Below are 4,410 nucleotides of genomic sequence, written 5' to 3' on the forward strand. Positions count from 1 at the left end.
GGAAGGTGAACATCAAACTGCAAATAATTTTATGAAAAGCCTATGAAAATGGAAAATGGATTGAAAAGGAATTTCCTTTCCCTGATGTCATATATAATGCAAGTTATCTTGCAAGTGAGAAAACTAAACCAATCCTTGATTATTTGTATGAAAGGATTCCGTTTACAAGTCATTCAATAGGGGACAAATTAACGGTTTATAACAGAATTAATAAGGCAAATAAATTTAAACAATACCTTATTCCTTTTTATGAATTAACTGACATTCAGATTTTCTTTGACATGATCAGACAATATCAAAAAGTTATCATCAAACCATTATCTGGCCATCAAGGTGGGGGTATTATTTTTATTGAAAAAGATGGTTCAAATCATTACAAAATAAATGATGCAGGATTAGAATCATCGATTAATGAAAAACAATTGATAGAATTGGTATCCCATAAAATACACGAACAAGATTACGTAGTTCAACAGTTTATTACAAGTCAAACAAAATCTGGTCTTGTTTTTGATTTCAGGTTGCATGTACAAAAAAATGGAGAAGGAAAATGGGTGATCACTTCTATTTATCCACGGATCGGGCGTTCAGGGACTATAACCTCTAATATGGGGAGTGGCGGCTATAGTACTTACCTGGATATTTTCTTGAAACACGAGTTTGATGATTCCTGGTTTGATATTAAAAGGTACCTTGAACAGTTTGCGATCAGTTTCTCAAATCATTTTGATTCTTTATATGACAATGAATTAGATGAATTAGGAATTGACGTCGGAATTGATGCAAACCACAAACTATGGCTTTTTGAAGTCAACTGGAGACCAGGTCCGCCAAATATATATAGTCTTGAATTAGATGTAGCTAAAAATACGATTTTGTATGCAAAATATTTAGCAAATAAAAATAAACATTAAACAAAAAAAGGCAGCTTACCACTCATGAACATCAACTCCAATTGTAAACAATTGGGTTGTCATTCATTAAAAGAAAGCTGCCTTTTTATGTTAAAATTTTTTATCATTTAACTTCTTAAATAGTCAATAACATCATCAAAGTCTGAGTCATTCCCGCCCGTTTTGAAATAAACAATGTCATTAGGCAGTAAAAAAGAATCAAAAAACCTCTTTATTTCATCGGCATCTGAAAAATGATACACATTATGCGGATTTACTCCTGCCTCTATAGCAGGCTTTTGAAAATCTTTTGCAATAAACCCTTTGGTGATGAGAATATCGACCCCCGAAGCAGCGATTAAATGTCCTGCCTTTTCGTATTCTTCATCTGCATATTTTCCAAGTGCCGTCATTCTTCCCAGAACCGCAATTTTTCTTTGGGATGGCAATGCGATCTTGCTTAATGTTTCTAAGCCTGTTCTTAAAGAAGCAGGATTTGACTTCCACGTATCATCCACCAACGTAATGTGATTTCGTCCTTCCATTACTTGAAAATGGGATCTCATGTGAGGATAAGAAGATAATCTTTTTAAAGCATAGTGAATATCCACACCTAACATGGCAGCAGCTGCTAATGAAGCGGCTGCATTATAAACACTATGCTCACCAAGACCCGGTATATATCCTTGGTATTCACTTTGCATATATTCCATCCAAAAAGTCATGCCGGTTGAAGTATATTGATAATTCTTAATCCTAAAAATAGCATTCTTGTTTTTTCCGAATGTGATAATCTCTCCTTTAAATTTAGATGTATCGATCGAGGAGAGATAGGGGTCGTCCGAATTTAGAATGAGAATTCCCTCATTGTTCATCCCTTCCATTATTTTTGCCTTTTCTACTAGATAACGATCAAATGATCGAATTTTATCCGTATGATCGACATCAATCATTGTCATTATCCCAATCGTAGGGTAAAAATACTTACAGGATTCCGTCATATCCCCTTTTTTAGATACAGCTGTTTCAAACACTGCCACATCCGTATCTTCCTCAATTCCCAATAAATAAGAAAGATTGTAATAGTCGGCATTTTTGCTGGATATGGTCGCCTGGACATTGTGTGTATCTTCTAATATGTGTTTTAGCATTTCCTTCGTCGTAGACTTTCCACATGTACCTGTAATGGCCACTACAGGAATGTTAAACAGGTGCCTGTAATACGAGGTGAAGTTAAAGAAACTGTCTTGGATATCCTTCACCATAATGATTTGCTCAGAATTTAATTTTTTCATATGGGAAAATGGAGTATCTGTAACAATAAATACATTCTTGTAATTCTTTATCCTTTCAACCGGCATCTCTCGATTGTTCAAACGAAAATATAATGTATGACTCCTAATTTCAAATCTGCTATCAGTGACCGTCTTAATCCGTATCCCTTTTTGCTTTTCATGTGGCTGAATGTTCATGGCAGTTAAAATGTTTTCCAATAATAATGTCTTCAAAATGTCCCTCCTGAAGTTCCTTTTTTGAAAAAAAGCAGCTTCCCATTAAAACAGGTTGTGGTGATTGAAAATTCAAAGGCTAATATATCATATGACATGTCCCCTAAAGCAGGTGTGTGATAACCACTCAGGTAATTAGCGGAATTTGTCATAAACATAAAAGTTTTAGAATTTGAACTGAATGACCCATAAACCCACTTAATCTATGATTATAAGAAAAAAAGAGGACCTTTATCCTTATAACGGACAAAGTATCCTCTTCTGTTAATGGATTAGGACTGCTTTATTATGACGCCAGGCCCTCATCGTTTATTACCTGATAATATAAAAATGGTTGTTATAATGAGAAAGGAACCAATCCATTCGGCCGGGCCAAAAGATACTTGAAGCCAAGCAACGGCCAAAAAGGCAGCCGATAGTGGCTCAACACAAGCGAGAAGACTGGCTTCAGACGCACCAATGAACTTCAAACTTTCCATAAAGCAAAAAAAGGCAATTAAAGTACCGAAAATAATCACAAAAACCACAGCAATAAATGATGATAAACTCCAATGTCCCTGAAACTTCCACGGAGGATGAATGAAACTAAAGCCAATTCCGCCAATCAACATTCCCCAGCCAACGGTAAGAAGTGAGCCCCATTTTTCTAATAATTTGCCAGGATAGAGTGTATAAAATGCGAGAGCAAAAGCGGAGAGGATTCCCCATGTAAAGGCAGAGCCTGAAATGGATAAGGAATGAATACTTCCTTTTGTAACAAGTAGAAATGTTCCGAACAGGGCTAATCCTATCGCCATTACTTCATTTTTCGCAGGTAATTTCTTTGACCGAAAAGTTAAATAACAGACAATAATGACTGGTGCCAGGTACTGTAATACCGTGGCAGTTGCTGCATTTCCATATTCGATAGCGGCAAAGTATGTATATTGCACACCAAACATGCCAAGTATCCCAAAAATAACTAGGCGTAATATATCCTGTTTATTTTTCCATATGCTCCAAATATTTTGTTTTTTGAATGTTTGTGCAAAAAATAACAAGCCAAGGCCTGAAAAAATGAGCCGGTTAACCACTAACCAATTGGTACTAAAACCTTGTGTGTGAAATAAATATTGAGCTACTGTTCCTGAAACACCCCAAAGTGTTGCTGCAATAAGCACTAAAAAGATACCTTTTAACCTTGGCCTTGGGGAGGAAACTGCTGCAACTTGCGAATTCATTCGATCCCTCCATTGTGTGAAAATACTAAAGTATTAATCTTTTAACAATGATTATATCATGTATTTGTAAATTAGTTTTAATTAATAGGAGTTTCGTCAAAGATCGCCTGGAATGAGGTACAACACAAGTCATCTGTTCGCTTTATTCCTTTAAAGTATGTTATTATTCATAATATTACCAACCGAGAAAGGATGAATAAGATGTCATTGGAAAGTGTAAAGGCCCATTTTAAACAATGGAATCGTGAAAATGATGTAATGGAATTTGAAACCTCCAGCGCAACAGTAGAGCAAGCCGCTGAGACAATTGGAGTGGCCCCAGCTCGAATTGCTAAAACCTTATCATTTAGGGGAAGTGAGGATAAAGCTATTTTGATCGTTGCGGCAGGGGATGCAAAAATCGAAAATAAGAAGTTCCGGCAGCAATTCGGTTTCAAAGCACGAATGCTCTCCCCGGATGAAGTACTCGAACAAACAGGACATGCCATTGGTGGTGTATGCCCGTTTGGGTTGAATAATGAACTTGACGTGTACTTGGATGTCTCCATGCAGCGCTTCGAAACACTCTACCCAGCTTGCGGAAGTACCAACTCTGCAATTGAATTAACGAAAGAAGAGTTATTTACCTATTCTTTTGCAAAAGACTGGATTGATGTATGTAAAGGTTGGGAAGAAGAGGGACTGCCATCACAACTAAATCAACAAATTGAGGTTTAAATTTAATGATCATCCTAGATGCCAGTTGAGTTATACGTAAGAATTCGTTCAACAGTAACCATAGAAGTCCTA

Annotated in this window: 3 protein-coding genes and 1 pseudogene; 2 read left to right on the forward strand and 2 right to left on the reverse strand. The window is 36.3% G+C overall.

Annotated elements, in window-relative coordinates; genetic code table 11:
- Positions 1–914: pseudogene (locus V7659_RS25830) on the forward strand (YheC/YheD family endospore coat-associated protein); the annotation flags it as partial.
- A gap of 107 nt (positions 915–1,021) precedes the next feature.
- On the opposite strand, the gene V7659_RS25835 reads toward V7659_RS25830, so the two are convergent.
- Together V7659_RS25835 and V7659_RS25840 are read right to left on the reverse strand one after the other, a co-directional pair.
- Complete coding sequence (locus V7659_RS25835) at positions 1,022–2,401, reverse strand: UDP-N-acetylmuramoyl-tripeptide--D-alanyl-D-alanine ligase (protein WP_335542966.1); 1,380 nt, start codon at positions 2,399–2,401, stop codon at positions 1,022–1,024.
- 302 nt (positions 2,402–2,703) lie between these two features.
- Positions 2,704–3,621 carry a DMT family transporter gene (locus V7659_RS25840; protein ID WP_335542967.1) on the reverse strand — a complete coding sequence of 306 codons (918 nt, stop codon included), beginning with the start codon at positions 3,619–3,621 and terminating at the stop codon, positions 2,704–2,706.
- Between the two features lie 201 nt (positions 3,622–3,822).
- Between V7659_RS25840 and V7659_RS25845 the strand changes: the two genes are divergently transcribed.
- Entirely contained in the window at positions 3,823–4,338 is a 516-nt protein-coding gene (locus tag V7659_RS25845; RefSeq protein ID WP_335542968.1) for a YbaK/EbsC family protein, read from the forward strand.
- Positions 4,339–4,410 lie beyond the last annotated feature (72 nt).

Source organism: Neobacillus drentensis (assembly GCF_036966985.1).
In the GTDB taxonomy this organism is placed as follows: domain Bacteria; phylum Bacillota; class Bacilli; order Bacillales; family Cytobacillaceae; genus Neobacillus; species Neobacillus drentensis_E.